Source organism: Stenotrophomonas rhizophila, assembly GCF_020857975.1.
In the GTDB taxonomy this organism is placed as follows: Bacteria; Pseudomonadota; Gammaproteobacteria; order Xanthomonadales; family Xanthomonadaceae; genus Stenotrophomonas; species Stenotrophomonas rhizophila_C.
On sequence record NZ_JACWUO010000005.1, the window covers coordinates 63,181 to 81,126 of the forward strand.

The following is a 17,946-nucleotide window of genomic DNA, read 5'->3' on the forward strand; positions in this document are numbered from 1 at the left end:
CCTACCAGCCAGGGCAAGGGAGGCGGCTGGCCAGATCAGGCGTTCATGGCCATCCGGCCAGCGGCCGGCACTACCGGAGAGGCGAGGCGGCGGGAAATCGTAGAAATGGTGAAACGCCGTAGAGCCGGGCTCTGCCCGGCTCCTCCAACCCCAAAAGACTGCTTGATCTCAAGGCGCCGACCCGTTGTCGGCGGGCTGGGGCGAATGGGGTGGCGGGACTGTCGAAAACATGGATGTTTTCGCCAAGCCCCCAGCCCCCATGGATGGGTTCACGGCGTGTCCCGCTACCCCATTCGCCCCAGCCCGCACCCAGCCATCCAACCGCGGCTTGAAACACCGGTCAACCAACAACCAGCATCAAGCAGCCAACGCCACCTTCCGCAGGCGGTCCAGCACGAAGTCGGCCAGCTCGTGGGGCGAGTACTTGGCCACGAAGGCATTGGCGCCCACCCGCTCGACCATCGCGTTGTTGAATACCCCCGACAGCGAGGTGTGCAGCAGCACATACAGCCCGGCCAGGCCCGGATGGCGCCGGATTTCCGTCGTCAGCGTATAGCCGTCCATCGCCGGCATCTCGATGTCGGAGATCACCATCGCGTAGCGTTCGGCCGGGTTCTCCCCGGCCGCATGGATCTGCAGCAGGTGGTCCAGCGCCTGCCTGCCGTCCGACAGCAGGGTCGCGCCCACCCCCAGCTGGTCCAGCACGCTGCGGATCTGCTGGCGGGCCACCCGCGAATCGTCCACCACCAGCACCTGCAGCTGCGGGCCATCGGCCGGCATCGCCAGCGACGGGTCCAGCACCGCCTCGCCGCGCACCTGGGCGATATCGGCCAGCACGCTTTCCACGTCGATCACCTGGATCAGCTCGCCCTGGAAGCGCGTCACCGCGGTCAGGTAGCTCGATTCGGCGCCCAGTTCCGGCGGCGGGTGGATGTCCTCCACCGCGATATTGACGATCCGTTCCACGCCGCTGACCAGGAAGCCCTGGATCGAGCGGTTGAATTCGGTCACCACCAGATAGCCCGGCGCCTTGTCGGCGTCCGGCTCGCGTTCGGGGTGGCCGATCGCCAGGCCCAGGTCCAGCACCGGCACCGAGCGGCCCCGCACATCGGCCACCCCGGCGAACTGGCTGGGCAGCCCGGGTACCTGGAACAGGTCCGGGCGGCGCAGGACTTCCTGCACCTTGAATACATTCACGCCAAAAAGCTGACGTCCGCCGAGCCGGAACAGCAGCAGGGCCAGACGATTGTGGCCGGCCAGGCGCGTACGCTGGTCGATGCGGTTGAGCAGGTCATGTGACATGGAAGCAGTATCGGCGCTGGCGCGCCCGACTTGAGCGGCCCGCCCGGCGATGTCCGGCACGCCGCTTGCAGGACGCTGCCCATGTGCCTTGCCCGTGGAGTTGCCATGCGTTGGATCATCCTTGTCCTGCTTGCCCTGGCCGGCGTGCCCGCGCTCGCCGCCGGCACCTGGCAGCCGGTGGACAGCATCCGCGCCGCCGCCCTGTCGACCTTGCCGGCCGGCAGCGAAGGCGACACCACCCTGGATTCGGCGCTGCGCCTGCCGGCCTGCGGCCAGGGCCTGCGCGCCCAGCCCACCGGCACCACTACAGTAGAAGTGAGCTGCCCGGACGCCGGCGGCTGGCGCCTGTTCGTCCCGGTCAGGATCCGCCGCAACCAGACTGTGCTCATTCTCAATCGCGGCATCGCTGCTGGAGAAACCATCGCCCTGGCCGATATCACGACTGCCCAGCGCGACGTGGCCCGCATCGCCGGCGCCGCACTGGCCGACCCGGCCGCCGCAGTCGGGCGGGTGGCACGGCGCACCCTCAGCGCCGGCAGCCTGCTGGCGGCCAACGATCTGGTCGCCCAGCGCCTGGTGCGCCGCGGCGACAGCGTCGCCCTGGTGTCGCGGTTTGGCGGGGTCGAAGTCCGCGTAGCGGGCAAGGCCTTGGCCGATGCCGGTGAAAATGAGCGGGTCTCGGTGGAGAACCTGTCCTCGCGCAAGATCGTGCAGGGCACCGTGGCGGCCACCGGCGACGTTTTTGTGACGCGCTGAACACATTGCTGAACCGGCGCCCGAATGCGACGAAAAAGCTGCAGAATCCCCTAAAGATGGCGGTCCCCATGCCGTTAACCCTTGTGAACCGCACACCCAGGACAACTTCATGAGCCAGAAAATCGACGGCAACCTGCAGGCCACTGCCCATCTGCGCAGCGTCGCCCTTGGCAACAAGCCGGCCGCCAGCACCGATGCGCCGACCCGTCCGGTCGAGGCGGCCGACAGCCTGCGCCTGACCGGCGAGGCCACCAGCCTGCAGGCCATGCAGCGCGAACTGAGCGCCGCCCCGGCGATCGACGCCGAGCGCGTGCAGGCCGTGCGCCAGTCGCTGCAGGACGGTACCTACAAGATCAATCCCGATGCGATCGCCTCGCGCATGCTCGAGCTGGACCAGCAGCTGCAGGGATGAACCTGGCGATGAGCGAGCCATTGCAGCGCCTCAGCGATGCCTTGGACGTCGAGCGCCAGGCATTGATCGAACATGATGTGCATGCCCTGATCCGTGCCACCGGTGCCAAGCTGGACGCCCTGCGTGCGCTGGAAGCGGTGCTGCCGGTCGGGCAGGGCGAACGCCTGCAGGAGCTGGCCGAACGCAACCGCGCCAACGGCGTGCTGCTGTCGCGCCGGCGCCGCGAGGTCAACTGGGCGCTGCGCCAGCTCGGCCGCAGCGAGGATGCCTCGGCCTACGATGCCAAGGGCCAGGCCAATATCATGCACACCCGGCGGCCGCTGGCCGTGGCCTGAGCGCCCGCCGCGGCCGCTATCGCGCGGGCGTGGCTGTGGTCTGTTCAGCCAACGCGTATATTGGGCGCCTGTTCCGACTGCCCGATGTGACCGTGACCGCTTCCTCCAACCTTGTCACCGCACCGCTGCCGCCGCAGCCGGTCCTGCTCGCCCTGTTCGAGCGGATCAACGAAGGCGTGCTGCTGTTCCGCGAAGACGGCAGCGTGGCCCTGGCCAATGCCGCGCTCAACGAAATGCTCGGCCAGGCCGAGCAGGATGCCGGCGTGGGCCCGGCGCAGTGGCTGCGCCAGCTGCTGCCGCCCGATGCGCTCGAGCATGCGCGCCTGCACGGCCACTGGAACGGCAGCCTGCCGGTCGGCGAGCGCATGGTCATCGCCGATGTCTACCAGCACGAAGAAGCCGGCCAGCGCCATTACCTGGCCCTGTTCCGCCGCATCGAAGGCCAGGAAGACTACGAACGCGAACTGCAGCAGCGCCATGCCGAACTGCGCCAGGCCTATCTGCGCCTGAACGGCACCCAGGAAAAACTGCTGCAGTCGGAAAAAATGGCCTCGATCGGCCAGCTTGCCGCCGGCGTGGCGCACGAGATCAACAACCCCATCGGCTACGTGCACTCCAACCTGGGCAGCCTGCAGGAATACCTGCGCAGCCTGTTCACGGTGATCGAAGCCTACGAGCGTGCGCTGCGCGCGCCCGACCCGAAGGCGCTGATCCCGGAGATCGACGATATCCGCAACCGCTTCGACATCGACTTCATCAGCCGCGACCTGCCGCAGTTGATGGCCGAATCGCGCGAGGGGATCGAGCGGGTGACCCGGATCGTGCGCGACCTGAAGGACTTTTCGTACTCCGGCCGCGACGAATCCTGGAAGCTGGTCGACCTGCATTCGGGGCTGGAGTCGACCATCAACATCATCTGGAACGAGCTCAAGTACAAGGTGACCCTGCAGCGCGAGTTCGGCCAGCTGCCGCTGGTGGAATGCCTGCCGTCCGAGCTCAACCAGGTGTACATGAACCTGCTGCTCAACGCCGGCCACGCCATTGCCGAGCGCGGCACCATCACCGTGCGCAGCGGGGTGGACGGGGACCATGTCTGGGTGGAATTCGAGGACACCGGCGGCGGCATTTCGCCCGAGCTGCGCCAGCGCATCTTCGATCCGTTCTTCACCACCAAGCCGGTGGGCAGCGGCACCGGCCTGGGCCTGTCGATCTCCTACAGCATCATCAACAAGCACCACGGCCGCATCGACCTGGACAGCACCCCGGGCCAGGGCTCGAAGTTCCGCCTGGTACTGCCGATCAAGCAGCCGCGCTGAGGGGCGCTATGGCCGTACCGCTGTGGCGGCGGTTGGTGCCCGTCCTGGTAGTGCCGGCCGCTGGCCGGATGCTGTTGCTTTGGCTTTTTCCGCTTCGCGGTTCTTAACTTCAAAAGCGTTTCGTGCCCCTTCGGGGCGCGAGTCACTTTCTTGCTCGTGCAAGAAAGTAACCAAAGAACACGCCCCCGTCCGCGATCCGTCAGGCTACGCCTGCCGGTACCCTGCGCTTCTCGCGTCATCGGGGGACGGCGCGGAACTCGCTGCGCTCAGACACCCGCGCCTCTTCGCCCCCGCTGCCGCTGCGATGCTCGGCTCGCTCCAAGGGGGAGGTCGATCAAAATCCACGGCAACAGCAACAGCAACAGCAACAGCAACAGCAACAGCAACAGCTGTCCGACCACGGTCTGACGTTGTTCCAGTTCCTGGAAACCCCATCACAGGTAGGTCCGACCCATGGTCGGACACGCATCGTCTCGGCATCACGCTGTCCGAGCGTGGCTCGGACCTACGCTTTCCCACCCGCGCCAGCCCGGCCACCGCCGAGCCGGACGCAGGGCCAGCAACGCCATTGAACTGAAGCTGCATGACTGCGCTGACAATCACACCAGGACGGACAGGCGTTGCCGGGTCATTCCGGCCGGCGCACGCGGCTCCACACCACCAGCGCCAGCAACGAGACCAGGGCCCCGGCGGTGCAGACGCCGTTCCAGCCCCAGGCGGCATACAGTGCCGGGCCGGCCAGCGCGCCCAGCCCGCTGCCGGCGGCATAGAACAGCATGTAGGCGGCGATCACCTGCGCCTGTGCGTGCGGCGCGGCGGCCAGGATCAGGCTCTGGTTGGTGACGTGCAGGGCCTGCACGGCCAGGTCCAGCAACAGCACGCCCAGTACCAGCCAGCCCACGTGCAGTGGCAGCGCGGCCAGCGGTGCCCAGCTCAGCAGCAACAGCGGCAATGCGGCGCAGGAAACGCGTTCGGCATGGCCGCGGTCGCTCCAGTGCCCGCTGCGCGCGGCGGCCAGTGCACCCAGCAGGCCGACCAGCGCGAATGCGCCGATCGCGGTGTGGCTGAGCGCATACGGAGGGGCGCTCAACGGCAGCGCCATGCTGCTCCAGAACAGGCCGAACGCGGTGAACAGCAGCAGCCCCAGAACGCCGCGCCGGCGCAGCACCGGTTGCTGGCGCAGCAGCGTGGTCAAGCCCACCGGCGGCCTTGCCGCGGCCACCTCCAGCCGTGGCAGGCGCAGCCATAGCAGCGCGCCGCTGACCAGCATCAGGCCCGCCGACAGCAGGTAGACCGCGCGCCAGCCGCCGAGGTCGGCCACGCCGCCGGCCACCACCCGGGCCAGCAGCAGGCCGACCACCACCCCGGCCTGGGCGGCACCGACCACGCGGCCACGTTCGTGCGGTGCGGCGGCCGCGGCGGCATAGGCGATCAGGCCCTGGGTCATCGCGGTGCCGAGCAGGCCCACCGCCAGCATGCCCAGCAGCAGCGCCAGCGCATTGCCGGTCAGGGCCACCCCGAGCAGGGCCAGCACCAGGGCGAGGTTCTGCACGGCCATCAGCCGGCGGCGCTCGACCCGGTCGCCCAGCGGCACCAGCCACAGCAGCGCGGCAACCGAGCCAAGCTGGGTGGCGGCGATCACCACGCCGATCCGGGCAGTGCCGATGCGCAGGTCGGCGGCCAGCGCGTCCAGCAGCGGCTGGGCGTAGTAGACATTGGCCACGCTGAGCCCGGCGGCGCAGGCGAACAGCAGCAGCAACAGGGTGGCGGTGCGGGGCAGCGACGCAGCGGTTGACATATGTAGTCTCAAAATAGAACCAGTTGATTCTGGATTATTTGGTTCTAAAATGAAACCACTTTCGGAGGGCGGCCATGCACGACGATCCCAATCTGACCTGCCCGGTGGCGCGCGCGCTGGAGGTGGTTGGCGACCGCTGGTCGCTGCTGCTGGTGCGCGATGCCTTCGACGGGATCCGCCGTTTCGGCGATTTCCAGCGCAGCCTGGGCATGTCGCGCAGCATGCTCAGCCAGCGCCTGCAGGCCTTGCAGGCGGCCGGTGTGCTGGTGCAGCAGCCGGCCGCCGACGGCAGCCGTTACCACGACTATGTGCTGACCGCGCAGGGCCAGGCCCTGTTCGCGCTGGTGGTGGCGCTGCGCCAATGGGGCGAGGGGTTTCTGTTCGCCGAAGGTGAACCGCGCTCGCAACTGCTGGCCCTGGCCGATGGCCGTCCGCTGGCGCCGCTGCTGCCGCGCGATGCCGATGGGCAGGTGCTGGAAGCGTCGGCAACCCACGTGGTCAGGCCGGACGAAGGCTGAGTGACGGCCGTCGCATACGCAGGCGAATATGAACACGGTGTTGACAGGCATGAACAGGGTCGACGACTCTTCACCGGATGGGTGCCGTCCGCGGTGCCCGCCGGGCAGGGTGGCTGTATCGGCAGGCGGAGGGGCCTGGTCGTAGCTGCATTGCCCGGGTAGTCCCCGATACCGGCCTGCAAGGCGCCGGCATCCGCCATCTTGGCGCTGCACCCTTCTGCGGCACGACTCCCTGGATTTTTTGCGCAAGCAAAGGTGTTTCGCCCGCTTATGAAAACGATTACAAAGCCACTGGCCCTGACGGCCGCCATCACGCTCTCGCTGGCCGCCTCGGCCTGGGCCGCGCCCACCGCCACCACCGACGGAGCCGACGCCTTCACCGTGCTCAGCCTGGAACAGGCGCCGAAATGGCTCGATGCGGCCGACGTTGCGGCCCAGCTGCAGGCCATGAACGTGGACGCGCTGACCATCGGCAACGTGCACCGCGAAGCGGACACCAGCGGCACCAGCCGCGTGCCGGATCCGCTGGAAGCCCTGGCCGACCAGCTGGGCTACACCTACCGCTTCGTCAGCGCCGACCCGGCTTCGGCCGAGCGCCGTGGCAGCATCGTGATCTCGCGCCTGCCGGTGGAAGCCGAGTCGGGCATCGAAGCGCCGGGCATGAACTACCTGCGCTTGAACGACGGCCGCCACGTGGTGGCGCTGTACACGCATACCGCTGCTGCCGATGGCGCGCGCTTCAAGCAGCTCATCGAGGCCTCGCGCGTGGGCGCGCCGGCGGTGCTGCTGGGCGCGAACGATGCGGCCGTGGCCGGTTTCGACGCCAAGGATGAGGTGGCCCGTTCCAACGGCTTCCAGTCGGCCACCAGCACGCCGGTCACGCTGCGCATCGATGCCGACAGCCCGGCCATCGCCGGCAAGCTGCTGACCCTGGGCTACGCTGCCCCGGCCGGCGGCGACACGCCGTGGATGGACACCACGCTCAACGCCGATGCACGCGCCAGGCTGATCGTGGCGAAGATGACCGACGATGAGAAGTTCCAGATGCTGCACAGCTATTTCGGGCTGGGCAAGGATGGCGGCCCGCTGCCGGAAGGCGCGGTCGGCTCGGCCGGTTTCGTGCCCGGCGTGGCGCGGCTGGGCATTCCCTCGCAGCAGTCGGCCGACGCCGGCGTGGGCGTGACCAACCCCGGCGGCATCCGCAAGGGCGACCATGCCACCGCGATGCCGTCGGGCCCGTCCACCGCATCGAGCTGGAACCCCGAAGTGGCCTTTGCCGGTGGCGCCACCATGGGCCGCGAGGCCTGGCAGCAGCGGTTCAACATCCTGCTGGCCGGCAGCGTCAACCTGCAGCGCGACCCGCGCAATGGCCGCAACTTCGAATATGCCGGCGAAGACCCGCTGCTGGCCGGCCGCCTGGTCGGCGAGTCGATCCGCGGCGTACAGAGCCAGCACGTGGTCTCGACCATGAAGCACTTCGCGCTCAACGACATGGAAACCTCGCGCAACTTCCACAGCGCCGAAATCGGCGAGCAGGCGATGCGCGAATCGGACCTTCTGGCCTTCGAGATCGCCCTGGACATCGGCAAGCCCGGTTCGGTGATGTGTTCCTACAACCGCATCAACGGCACCTACGGCTGCGAACACGATTACCTGATGAACCAGGTGCTCAAGCAGGAATGGAAGTTCCCCGGTTTCGTGATGTCCGACTGGGGCGGCGTGCACAGCGGCTCCAAGGCGGCGCTGGCAGGCCTGGACCAGCAGTCGGCCGGTGAAGTGTTCGACAAGGCGGTGTACTTCGACCAGCCGCTGCGCCTGGCCGTGGCCGGTGGCGTGGTACCGCGTTCGCGCCTGGACGACATGGTCGTGCGCATCCTGCGCGCGATGTTCGCCAACGGCAATTTCGATGTGCCGCCGCAGCACCAGCCGATCGATGATGCGGCCGGCTTCGCCGCCGCCCAGCGCACCGTGGAAGAGGGCAGCGTGCTGCTGCGCAACGCCGACAATCTGCTGCCGCTGGGCCCGGAGGTCAAGCGCATCGTCATCATCGGCGGGCATGCCGACAAGGGCGTGATCGGCGGCGGTGGTTCGTCGATGGTGGGCTGGACCGCCAAGGGCACCAACGCGGTGCCGGGCGTGCTGCCGACCACCTGGCCGGGCCCGGTGATCTTCCACCCGTCCTCGCCGCTGGAGGCCCTGCGCGCCGAGCGCCCCGACGCCAGCATCGAGTACGTGGATGGCCGCAACGTGGCCGCCGCCGCGCGCGCTGCCGCCGCGGCCGACGTGGCGATCGTGTTTGCCACGCAGTGGTCGGCCGAATCGGTCGACCTGCCGCACATGAAGCTGCCCGACAACCAGGACGCGCTGATCGCCGGGGTGGCCAAGGCCAACCCGAAGACCGTGGTGGTGCTGGAAACCAACGGCCCGGTCGAGCTGCCGTGGCTGCAGCAGGTGCCGGCGGTGCTGCAGGCGTGGTACCCGGGCATCCGCGGCGGCGAAGGCATTGCCGCGCTGCTGACCGGCAAGGTCAATCCGTCCGGCCGCCTGCCGGTGACCTGGCCTGTGGATGCCAGCCAGCTGCCGCGCCCGGAAGTGAACGGCCTGGGCTTCAAGCCCAAGCACAAGCCCGATGACACCATCGACTACGACATCGAAGGCGCCAACGTCGGTTACAAGTGGTTCGCCGCCAAGGGCCTGACCCCGCAGTTCGCGTTCGGCCATGGCCTGTCCTATACGCAGTTCAGCTACGAAAACCTGAGCGCCACCGCGATGGGCCAGCGTCTGGTGGCCACCGTGGACATCCGCAACACCGGCAAGGTGGCCGGTGCGGACGTGGCCCAGCTGTACCTGAAGATGCCCGAAGGCAGCGCCACCCCGATCCGCCTGATCGGGTTCCAGAAGGTCACGCTGCAGCCGGGCGAATCGCGCCGGATCCGCATCGAGGCCGAGCCCAAGACGCTGGCCAGCTTCGACACCGCCGACAAGCAGTGGAAGATCGCCGAGGGCCGCTACGAACTGCAGCTGTCGCGCTCGGCCAACGAGCCGCTGCAACGCATTCCGTTCGTGCTCGGCGATACCGTGGTGCATTGAGCAAGGCCGGTACCGACCAACGGTCGGTACCTACCCGGCCGGGAACCCGGTAGGCCACGACCGTTGGTCGTGGCTGCCGTTGCGTCACCCCGGCAACTGCTGGCGCAGGTGCGCCAGCAGCAACTGCACCCGGCGCGAAGGATGTGCGGTGTTGGGAAACACCGCATACACGCCCTGGCGCGGGAAGCGGTGCCCGCGCAGGATCGGCAGCAGCCGGCCTGCATCCAGGTCGGCATCGATCAACCACTGCGGCAACACCGCCGCACCGGCCCCGGCCAGTGCGAACGCGCGCAGCGTGGAGGCATTGTCGACGGTGGCCACCGCATCGGCGGGATTGCTGGCAAATACTTGGTCGCTGCCATCGGGGGCGATCACCGGCAGGTCCGCCAGGCGCGGGTAGCCCAACCGTGGCAGCGTGCGCACCCAGTGCGGGTCATCGCGCGCGGCGTCATTTGGCAAGCTGGACAACAACGACGGCGCGGCCACCGCGCACAGCGCATGCTCGTCGAGCAGGGTGGCGCGCAGCCGTGAATCGGCCATGCGGCCCAGCCGGATCGCCAGGTCGAAACGTTCGGGAATCAGATCGGCATGCGCCGGCGAGGTGGACAGGTGCAGGCGCAGCTGCGGGTGCAGCGCACGGAAGCCTTCCAGCAGCGGCACCAGCCTGGCGGCCGCATATTCGGGCGTGCTGGTCAGGCGCAGCGTGCCGCGCAGTTGCCGTTGTTCGCTGCGCGCCTCCTCGATGGCCTGTTCGGCGGTGGCCAGCATCGCCACGCAATGCTGGTGGAAGCGTTCACCGGCTTCGGTCAGGGCCAGGCTGCGGGTATTGCGTACCAGCAGGGTCACGCCCAGTTCCTGTTCCAGCCGTTTCAGGTTGAAGCTGACCACTGCCTTGCTCTGGCCCAGCAGCGACGCGGCAGCAGTGAGGCTGCCGGCGTCGACCACTGCCTTGAAGGTCTGGAAACGGTCCAGGCTGACCATGGCATGTCGCCTAACTGTCAAAAATGGTTTGACAGTTTTGCATGGGATGTTCGGTTTATCCAGGGCTTGCCAACGCGCATGCTGCCGCCTCGTCCCCGGAGCCGCGCATGACCTATCGACGCAAAATGGAATGGCTGTACCTGCTGGGGTTCTCGCTGGACCTGGTCAACATGTTCATCGGCACCGTGGCCTATCCGGCCCTGGCCGCCGATCTGCACGCCTCGGTGACCCAGCTGGCATGGATCGGCAATGCCTACATGCTGGGCCTGACCGTGGTGATTCCGCTGGCGCCCTGGCTGGCCGCGCGGCTGGGCGAGCGCCGGCTGCTGTACCTGTCACTGGCGGTATTCGCGCTGGGCGCGATCCTGGCCGGCAGCGCGCCGCGCATCGAGGCGTTGATCGGCTGGCGGCTGCTGCAGGGGTTGGGCGGCGGCCTGCTGATTCCGGTCGGGCAGGCGATGGCCTACCGGCACTGCCCGCCGGCCGAGCGTGGCCGGCTGACCGCACGGATCATGGCGGTGGCATTGCTGGTGCCGGCGCTGTCGCCGACCTTGGGCGGCATCCTGGTGGATTGGGGCTCGTGGCGGTTGGTGCTGCTGGTGAGCGTGCCGCTGGCACTGCTGGCGCTGCTGCTGGCGGCGCTGTGGGTGCCGCGCGGTGCTGCCGTGGCCAGTGCACCGCTGGATCGGCGTGGCCTGCTGCTGGGTTCGCTGGGCCTGAGCCTGCTGCTGGTCGGCCTGAGCCTGGTCGCCGACGCCGCCCAGCGCATGCAGGGGATCGCGGTGCTGGCCGCCGCCGCGTTGATCCTGCTCGCCTATGCGCGCAGCGCGGCGCGCACGCCGCACCCGGTGCTGCAGTGGTCGCTGCTGCGGCACCCGTCGTTGCGCCTGGCCATGCTGGTGTACCTGCTGGTGCCCGGTACCTTCATCGGCACCCAGCTGGTGGCCACGCTGCTGCTGAGCCGGCAGGGCTACCCGCCGGCCGCGATTGGCGGCTTCATGCTGCCCTGGGCAATCGCCTCGGGCTGCGCCATCGCCGCCACCCGGCACTGGCTGCCCACGCGGGGGCCGCGGCTGCTGCTCAGTGCCGGCATGCTGTGCCAGGCGGGGGGCATCGCGCTGCTGCTGGGCGTGCAGGCAGGTCAGCCGATGTTGCCGGTGCTGGCCTTCGCGCTGATGGGGCTGGGCGGCAGCCTGGGCAGCAGCAGCGCACAGACGCTGGCCTTCCAGGGCCTGCACGGCGCGGACCTGATGCCCGGCAGCGCGCTGTGGAACCTCAACCGCCAGCTCAGCTTCTGCCTGGCCGCCGCAGTGCTGGCCTGCGTGCTGGGCGCGCTGTCGGCCGCGCTGCCCGAACGCGCCTTCACCCTCACGCTGCTGCTGGCCAGCGGCATGACCCTGCTGCCGTTGCTGCTGCTGTGGCGGCTGCCGGCCGCGTCCCTTTCCCTACGAGTGAACTCCCCATGATCGAAACGAAAGAATCTTCCGCCGCTGCTTTCGAACAGGCCGCCCATGAAGAAGTGCGCGTGCTGCACGTGCTGATCGAAGACTGGTTCAACGCCCGCGTGCCGGCCACCGCGCTGGACGCGCTGTTGTCGCGGTTCGGCGATGACTTCAGCATGGTCGGCATTGCCGGCGTACGCATGGACAAGGCCACCGTGGCCGGCTTCTTCGCGGCGATGCATGGCCGCCGCCGCGGCCTGCGCATCGAGGTCGATGACCTGGCCTGCACCGCGCTGCCCGGCGGCGCCTGTGCGGTGCGCTATCGCGAAGACCAGACTGAGGTACAGGGCGCAACCACCCGGCGCGAGGCGCTGGCGCTGCTGGTGGCTGCGCCCGGCGGCGGGCTGCAGTGGCAGGCTTTGCAGGAAACGTCGGTTGGCGGCTGAATGCGCGCAGCGTGGTGTCGACCAACGTTTGGCACCTATCCGGGCCGACGCCGCGGCGCTAGGCTGCGGAGATTGTTCGCCGCCACCTGCCGGGAGAGAGCCCATGCGTGTCCGTGTCGTGCCTGTCGTGTTGTTGAGCCTCATGGTTGCCGCCAGCGTCGCGGCGCAGACCGCGCCGATGACGCCGGACATCCCCGCCAGGGGCTTTGTCACGCCTACCGCCAGCGACAACTACGACAAGCGCGTGGTGATGGTGCCGATGCGCGACGGTACAAAACTGTACACGGTGATCGTGGTGCCCAAGGGCGCGAAGAACGCCCCGATCCTGCTGACCCGCACGCCATACGACGCGGCCAACCGGGCCAAGCGGATCGACTCGCCGAACATGCGCGACATCCTGCCGCAGGGCGATGAAGTGTTCGTCGATGGCGGCTATATCCGGGTATTCCAGGATATCCGCGGCAAGTACGGTTCCGAAGGCGATTACGTAATGACCCGGCCGCTGCGTGGGCCGCTCAACGGCAGCAAGGTCGACCACGCTACCGATGCCTGGGACACCATCGACTGGCTGGTCAAGCACGTGCCCGAAAGCAATGGCAAGGTCGGCATGCTGGGCTCTTCGTATGAAGGCTTCACCGTGGTGATGGCGCTGACCAACCCGCACCCGGCGTTGAAGGTGGCCGCGCCGCAGAGCCCGATGATCGATGGCTGGATGGGCGATGACTGGCTCAACTACGGCGCGTTCCGCCAGGTCAACTTCGGCTACTTCGCCGGGCAGCTGGCCAAGCGTGGCAAGGGGCCGGCCATTCCCAGCGTGGGCTATGACGACTACACCACCTTCCTGCGCGCCGGCTCGGCCGGCGATTATGCCCGTGCCAACGGGCTGGACCAGCTGCCGTGGTGGCACAAGCTGATCGAGCACCCGGCCTACGATGCGTTCTGGCAGGAACAGGCGCTGGACGCGCAGATGGCCAAGACCCCGTTGAAGGTGCCGACCATGTGGCTGCAGGGCCTGTGGGACCAGGAAGACATGTGGGGCGCGGTGCACAGCTATGCGGCGATGGAGCCGCGCGATACCGGCAACGCGCTCAATTACCTGGTGATGGGGCCGTGGCGGCACAGCCAGGTCAACTACGACGGCAGCAGCCTGGGCGCGCTGAAGTTCGACGGCGACACCGCGCTGCAGTTCCGTCGCGATGTGCTCAAGCCGTTCTTCGACCAGTACCTGGTCGATGGCGCGGCCAAGGCCGACACGCCGCCGGTGCTGATCTACAACACCGGCGAAAACCACTGGGACCGCCTGCAGCAGTGGCCGCGCACGGCCGCGCAGACCAAACCGCTGTACCTGCGCGCCGGCGGCAAGCTGTCGTTCCAGGCGCCGCAACCGGGCGAGGAGAACTTCGAGGCGTATGTGTCCGACCCGGCCAAGCCGGTGCCGTTCGTGCCGCGCCCGGTGCGCTTTGCCGACCGCGACATGTGGACCAGCTGGCTGGTCAAGGACCAGCGTTTCGTCGATGGTCGCCCGGACGTGCTGACCTTCGTCAGCGAACCGCTGACCGAACCACTGCGTATCGGCGGTGCCCCGCAGGTCAACCTGGCCGCAGCCACCAGTGGCAGCGACGCGGACTGGGTGGTGAAGCTGATCGACGTGTATCCGGAGCAGACCCCATCCACCCCGGAAATGGGCGGCTATGAACTGGCGGTATCGATGGCCATTTTCCGCGGCCGCTACCGCGAGAGCTTCAGCGACCCCAAGGCGATCGCCGCCAACCAGGTGCTGGACTACCGCTTCGGCCTGCCCACCGCCAACCATGTGTTCCAGCCCGGCCACCGGGTGATGGTGCAGGTGCAGTCCAGCCTGTTCCCGCTGTACGACCGCAACCCGCAGACCTTCGTGCCCAACATCTACCTGGCCAAGCCCGGCGATTACCGCAAGGCCACCCAGCAGATCTGGCACGCGCCGCGGCAGGCCAGTTTCATTTCCCTGCCGGTGTACTGAGCCGCGGCAGCGGCATTGCGTGGCGCCGGCCTCTGGCCGGCTGCTTCGGCTGTCGTATGCACGCCAGCGGGGACGACAGGGCCCCACCGCGCCGTGCACGCCCGCCTCACGCCGGCATTCACGGCGCTGCCACGGCCGGCACGCAAGGCTGTGGCGAAGAAGGCGAGGTAAACAAATGATGATGGGAATGGAACAAGACCTGTCGATCCTGCTGCGGATTGCCGCGGCCATGGTGCTGGGCGGGGTGATCGGCATCGAGCGCGAGATCGGCAAGCATGCAGCCGGCCTGCGCACGCATATGCTGATCGCCGGCGCGGCGGCGTTGATCGTCGGGCTGGGCGACAGCATCGCCGAACATTTCCAGCAGGAACGCTACCGCGATCTGCTGCAGGTCGACCCGGTGCGCCTGATCGAAGCGGTGGTGGCCTGCGTCGGCTTCGTTGCGGCCGGCACCATCCTGCGCGGTACGCGCGATGACCAGGTCAGTGGCCTGACCACTGCCAGCTCCCTGATCATGTCCGCCGCGATCGGGATCGCAGTGGGCATCGGCGAGTACGTGATCGCCGTTGGCGTCAGCCTCCTGTGCCTGGTCGTGCTGGCGGTGTTCAGTCGTATCGCCAGAAAACTGGAGGCATCATGAACAACGCTCGCCCCTTCGAAATCCAGCGCATCGACCACGTGGTGCTGCGCGTGCAGGACCTGCCGCGTGCGCTGCGCTTCTACCGCGACGTGCTGGGTTGTACGGTGGCGCGCGAGCGGCCGTCGCTGGGCATGGTGCACCTGCAGGCCGGGGCATCGATGATCGACCTGGTCGACATCGCCGGGCCGCTGGGCGCGCCGGGCGGCCCGGCCGCCGGTGCGCGGGGCCGCAACCTGGAGCATCTGTGCCTGCGCGTGGAGCCGTTCGATGTGGAGCACCTGCGCGCGCACCTGCAGATGCATGGGGTGGCGTTGACCGGTAAGCCGGAGAGCAATTTCGGTGCCGAGGGCGAGGGGTTGTCGGTGTACCTGCACGATCCCGACGGCAACGGCGTGGAGCTCAAGGGGCCGGCCAGCGACTGCGGTTGCGCCGAATGACCCGACCGGCGGCAGGGTCTGGGCCGATCGTCGAATAGGCCGGGCCTGCGCAGGATGTTCCAATGGGCGGCAACCGGCCCGGCGCACCCGCCTGGCCGCTCCCTTCCGCCCACGGTCGAGCCATGATCATTTCCGCCCCCGCCGATTACCGCGCCGCCGCCCGGCGGCGGCTGCCGCCGTTCCTGTTCCACTACATCGATGGCGGCGCGTATGCCGAGCATACCCTCAAGCGCAATGTCGCCGACCTGGCCGACATCGCGCTGCGCCAGCGCGTGTTGCGCGACGTGGCCGAGCTGCGCCTGGACACCGAGCTGTTCGGTGAACGCCTGGCGATGCCGGTGGCGTTGGCCCCGGTCGGCCTGACCGGCATGTATGCGCGGCGCGGCGAAGTGCAGGCGGCGCGGGCAGCGGCCAGCCGCGGCATTCCGTTCACCCTGTCCACCGTGTCGGTATGCCCGATCGAGGAAGTGGCGGCAGCCATCGAGCGTCCGATGTGGTTCCAGCTGTATGTGCTCAAGGACCGCGGGTTCATGCGCAATGCGCTGGAACGTGCCAGGGCGGCAGGGGTGAACACGCTGGTGTTCACCGTGGACATGCCCACGCCCGGCGCGCGCTACCGCGACGCGCATTCGGGCATGAGCGGGCCCCACGCGGCGCTGCGGCGCATGCTGCAGGCGGCCACCCATCCGCGCTGGGCGTGGGATGTGGGCCTGCGCGGGCGCCCGCATGACCTGGGCAATATTTCGGCCTACCGCGGCCACCGGACCGGGTTGGCCGATTACATCGGGTGGCTGGGCGCCAATTTCGATCCGTCCATTGGCTGGAAGGACCTGGAGTGGATCCGTGAGTTCTGGCCCGGGCCGATGCTGATCAAGGGCATCCTCGATGCAGAGGATGCACGCGATGCGGTGCGCTTCGGCGCCGACGGTATCGTGGTCTCCAACCACGGCGGGCGCCAGCTCGACGGGGCGTTGTCCACCGCACGGGCGTTGCCGGCGATCGCCGATGCGGTCAAGGGCGAGCTGAAGATCCTGGCCGACTCGGGCATCCGCAACGGGCTGGACGTGGTGCGGATGCTGGCGCTCGGCGCCGACAGCGTGCTGCTTGGGCGTGCTTTCGTGTACGCGTTGGCCGCGCAGGGGCAGGGTGGGGTGGCCAACCTGCTGGATCTGATCGGCAGTGAAATGCGGGTGGCGATGACGCTCACCGGCGCCAGGACTATCGCCGACATCAGCGGCGATGCGTTGGTCGATGCCGGTCGGCGTCTGGCGGTGCCGTAGCGCCGGGCGCTGGCCGGCAGCCGTTGCCTTTGCTGCCTTTGGTAGTGCCGGCCGCTGGCCGGATGTTTTTGCTTTTCCGCTTCGCGGTTTTAACGTCAACAGCGTTTCGTGCCCCTACGGGGCGCGAGTCACTTTCTGATGTCGCACATCCGTGTGCGCCACCCTACGGGCCAGCTACGCTGTTCCGCGCCGCTCCTGCGGCGCTGGTGCTCGTGCAAGAAAGTAACCAAAGAACACGCCCCCGTCCGCTCGCCGTCGGGCTACGCCCGCCGGTTCCCTGCGCTTCTCGCGTCGGCAAGGGACGGTGCGGAACTCGCTACGCTCAGACACCCGCACCTCTTCGCCCTTGCCGCCGCTGCGATGCTCGGCTCGCTCCAAGGGGGGGAGGGAGATCAACAGCAGCAACAGCAACAACAACAGCAACAGCAACAGCAACAGCAACAGCCGCAACAGCCGCAGTCTGACCTTGCTCCAGTTCTTGGCAACCCCGTTGCAGTAGGTCCGACCCGTGGTCGGACATGCTTCGTCTCGGCATCACGTTGTCCGAGCATGGCTCGGACCTACGCTTTCCGGTGCGTGCCAGCCATGTGTGGAGGGTTGGCGTGGGTGGGTTGGCGGGACTGTCGAAAACATGGATGTTTTCGCCAAGCCCCCACGGATGGGTTCACGGCGTGTCCCGCCAACCCACCCGCGCCAGCCCAATCAGCGCAGACATCGGCCACTGCTTTTGATCTGAGGCCGTAGTTCGCAGCTGGCCTCCCGGAATCTGCAGGTTTATGCACCAAGGCGCTGCCCGGGTGCGCCAACCGTATCGGCATAGCAACCCTGTCATAGGCCGCTGCGCCGCACAGGCAATTACTCGCAACGCACGGCAGTAATCACATTGCCCTTGTCGATGAACACCCGCAGCCGGTCCTGGCGCAGGTCGCGGGTGGTGATGGTTTCCGGGCCGATCGGGTTGACCAGGCCGGCGCCGCTCTGCGCGGCCAGCCTGCGCATGTTGGCTTCATCGGCCGGCTGGCCGACTGCCCAGTCCAGACCCTGTGCCTTGCACAGGCCCCGGCCGGCGACCGCAGAGCCCGGGCTGCTGACGCAGGCGCTCAGGGCCAGGCTGCCGGCGATGGCCAGCACGGGGAACAGACGGCGGGACAGTGCATTACGGGAAAGGGACATCGGGACGCTCCTGCGGAATCA

At 68.2% G+C, this 17,946-nt stretch carries 16 protein-coding genes; 12 read left to right on the top strand and 4 right to left on the bottom strand.

Annotated features, from left to right (window positions below):
- Nucleotides 1-357 precede the first annotated feature (357 nt).
- Nucleotides 358-1,302, bottom strand: a complete 945-nt coding sequence (locus IC535_RS06605; protein WP_228886940.1) for a chemotaxis protein — start codon at nucleotides 1,300-1,302, stop codon at nucleotides 358-360.
- A gap of 105 nt (nucleotides 1,303-1,407) precedes the next feature.
- Between IC535_RS06605 and flgA the strand changes: the two genes are divergently transcribed.
- The 4 genes from flgA to IC535_RS06625 all read left to right on the top strand — a co-directional run bounded on the left by flgA (nucleotide 1,408) and on the right by IC535_RS06625 (nucleotide 4,121).
- On the top strand, nucleotides 1,408-2,058 hold the full coding sequence (flgA, locus tag IC535_RS06610; RefSeq protein WP_228886941.1) for a flagellar basal body P-ring formation chaperone FlgA: 651 nt from the start codon (nucleotides 1,408-1,410) through the stop codon (nucleotides 2,056-2,058).
- A 109-nt stretch (nucleotides 2,059-2,167) separates the two neighbouring features.
- Nucleotides 2,168-2,470: a flagellar biosynthesis anti-sigma factor FlgM gene (gene flgM, locus IC535_RS06615; RefSeq protein WP_228886942.1), complete on the top strand. Its 303-nt coding sequence runs from the start codon at nucleotides 2,168-2,170 to the stop codon at nucleotides 2,468-2,470.
- Entirely contained in the window at nucleotides 2,467-2,805 is a 339-nt protein-coding gene (locus IC535_RS06620; RefSeq protein WP_228886943.1) for a flagellar protein FlgN, read from the top strand. Before flgM ends, IC535_RS06620 begins: the two co-directional genes overlap by 4 nt.
- A gap of 92 nt (nucleotides 2,806-2,897) precedes the next feature.
- The gene (locus IC535_RS06625; RefSeq protein ID WP_228886944.1) at nucleotides 2,898-4,121 is read left to right on the top strand and encodes an ATP-binding protein; all 1,224 of its coding nucleotides are present in this window, start codon (nucleotides 2,898-2,900) and stop codon (nucleotides 4,119-4,121) included.
- A 628-nt stretch (nucleotides 4,122-4,749) separates the two neighbouring features.
- On the opposite strand, the gene IC535_RS06630 is transcribed toward IC535_RS06625, so the two are convergent.
- On the bottom strand, nucleotides 4,750-5,919 hold the full coding sequence (locus IC535_RS06630; RefSeq protein WP_228885488.1) for an MFS transporter: 1,170 nt from the start codon (nucleotides 5,917-5,919) through the stop codon (nucleotides 4,750-4,752).
- 74 nt (nucleotides 5,920-5,993) lie between these two features.
- Between IC535_RS06630 and IC535_RS06635 the strand changes: the two genes are divergently transcribed.
- Both IC535_RS06635 and IC535_RS06640 read left to right on the top strand, forming a co-directional pair.
- Nucleotides 5,994-6,437 carry a winged helix-turn-helix transcriptional regulator gene (locus IC535_RS06635; RefSeq protein WP_228885489.1) on the top strand — a complete coding sequence of 148 codons (444 nt, stop codon included), beginning with the start codon at nucleotides 5,994-5,996 and terminating at the stop codon, nucleotides 6,435-6,437.
- A 270-nt stretch (nucleotides 6,438-6,707) separates the two neighbouring features.
- Nucleotides 6,708-9,527 carry a beta-glucosidase gene (locus IC535_RS06640; protein WP_228885490.1) on the top strand — a complete coding sequence of 940 codons (2,820 nt, stop codon included), beginning with the start codon at nucleotides 6,708-6,710 and terminating at the stop codon, nucleotides 9,525-9,527.
- A gap of 84 nt (nucleotides 9,528-9,611) precedes the next feature.
- Here IC535_RS06640 and IC535_RS06645 read toward each other — a convergent pair whose 3' ends face one another.
- The gene (locus tag IC535_RS06645; protein WP_228885491.1) at nucleotides 9,612-10,508 is read right to left on the bottom strand and encodes a LysR family transcriptional regulator; all 897 of its coding nucleotides are present in this window, start codon (nucleotides 10,506-10,508) and stop codon (nucleotides 9,612-9,614) included.
- A gap of 107 nt (nucleotides 10,509-10,615) precedes the next feature.
- Between IC535_RS06645 and IC535_RS06650 the strand changes: the two genes are divergently transcribed.
- The 6 genes from IC535_RS06650 (at nucleotide 10,616) to lldD (ending at nucleotide 16,752) form a co-directional block, all read left to right on the top strand.
- On the top strand, nucleotides 10,616-11,974 hold the full coding sequence (locus IC535_RS06650; RefSeq protein WP_228885492.1) for an MFS transporter: 1,359 nt from the start codon (nucleotides 10,616-10,618) through the stop codon (nucleotides 11,972-11,974).
- Entirely contained in the window at nucleotides 11,971-12,396 is a 426-nt protein-coding gene (locus IC535_RS06655) for a DUF4440 domain-containing protein (RefSeq protein WP_228885493.1), read from the top strand. Before IC535_RS06650 ends, IC535_RS06655 begins: the two co-directional genes overlap by 4 nt.
- A gap of 103 nt (nucleotides 12,397-12,499) precedes the next feature.
- Entirely contained in the window at nucleotides 12,500-14,395 is a 1,896-nt protein-coding gene (locus IC535_RS06660; RefSeq protein WP_228885494.1) for a CocE/NonD family hydrolase, read from the top strand.
- Between the two features lie 181 nt (nucleotides 14,396-14,576).
- On the top strand, nucleotides 14,577-15,035 hold the full coding sequence (locus tag IC535_RS06665) for an MgtC/SapB family protein (RefSeq protein WP_306433067.1): 459 nt from the start codon (nucleotides 14,577-14,579) through the stop codon (nucleotides 15,033-15,035).
- Nucleotides 15,032-15,472, top strand: coding sequence for a VOC family protein (locus tag IC535_RS06670; protein WP_228885496.1), 441 nt, complete (start codon nucleotides 15,032-15,034; stop codon nucleotides 15,470-15,472). The genes IC535_RS06665 and IC535_RS06670 overlap by 4 nt, the downstream gene beginning before the upstream one ends.
- A gap of 122 nt (nucleotides 15,473-15,594) precedes the next feature.
- Nucleotides 15,595-16,752, top strand: a complete 1,158-nt coding sequence (gene lldD / locus IC535_RS06675; RefSeq protein ID WP_228885497.1) for an FMN-dependent L-lactate dehydrogenase LldD — start codon at nucleotides 15,595-15,597, stop codon at nucleotides 16,750-16,752.
- Nucleotides 16,753-17,607: 855 nt separating this feature from the next.
- On the opposite strand, the gene IC535_RS06680 is transcribed toward lldD, so the two are convergent.
- Nucleotides 17,608-17,925, bottom strand: coding sequence for an I78 family peptidase inhibitor (locus IC535_RS06680; RefSeq protein ID WP_228885498.1), 318 nt, complete (start codon nucleotides 17,923-17,925; stop codon nucleotides 17,608-17,610).
- Nucleotides 17,926-17,946 lie beyond the last annotated feature (21 nt).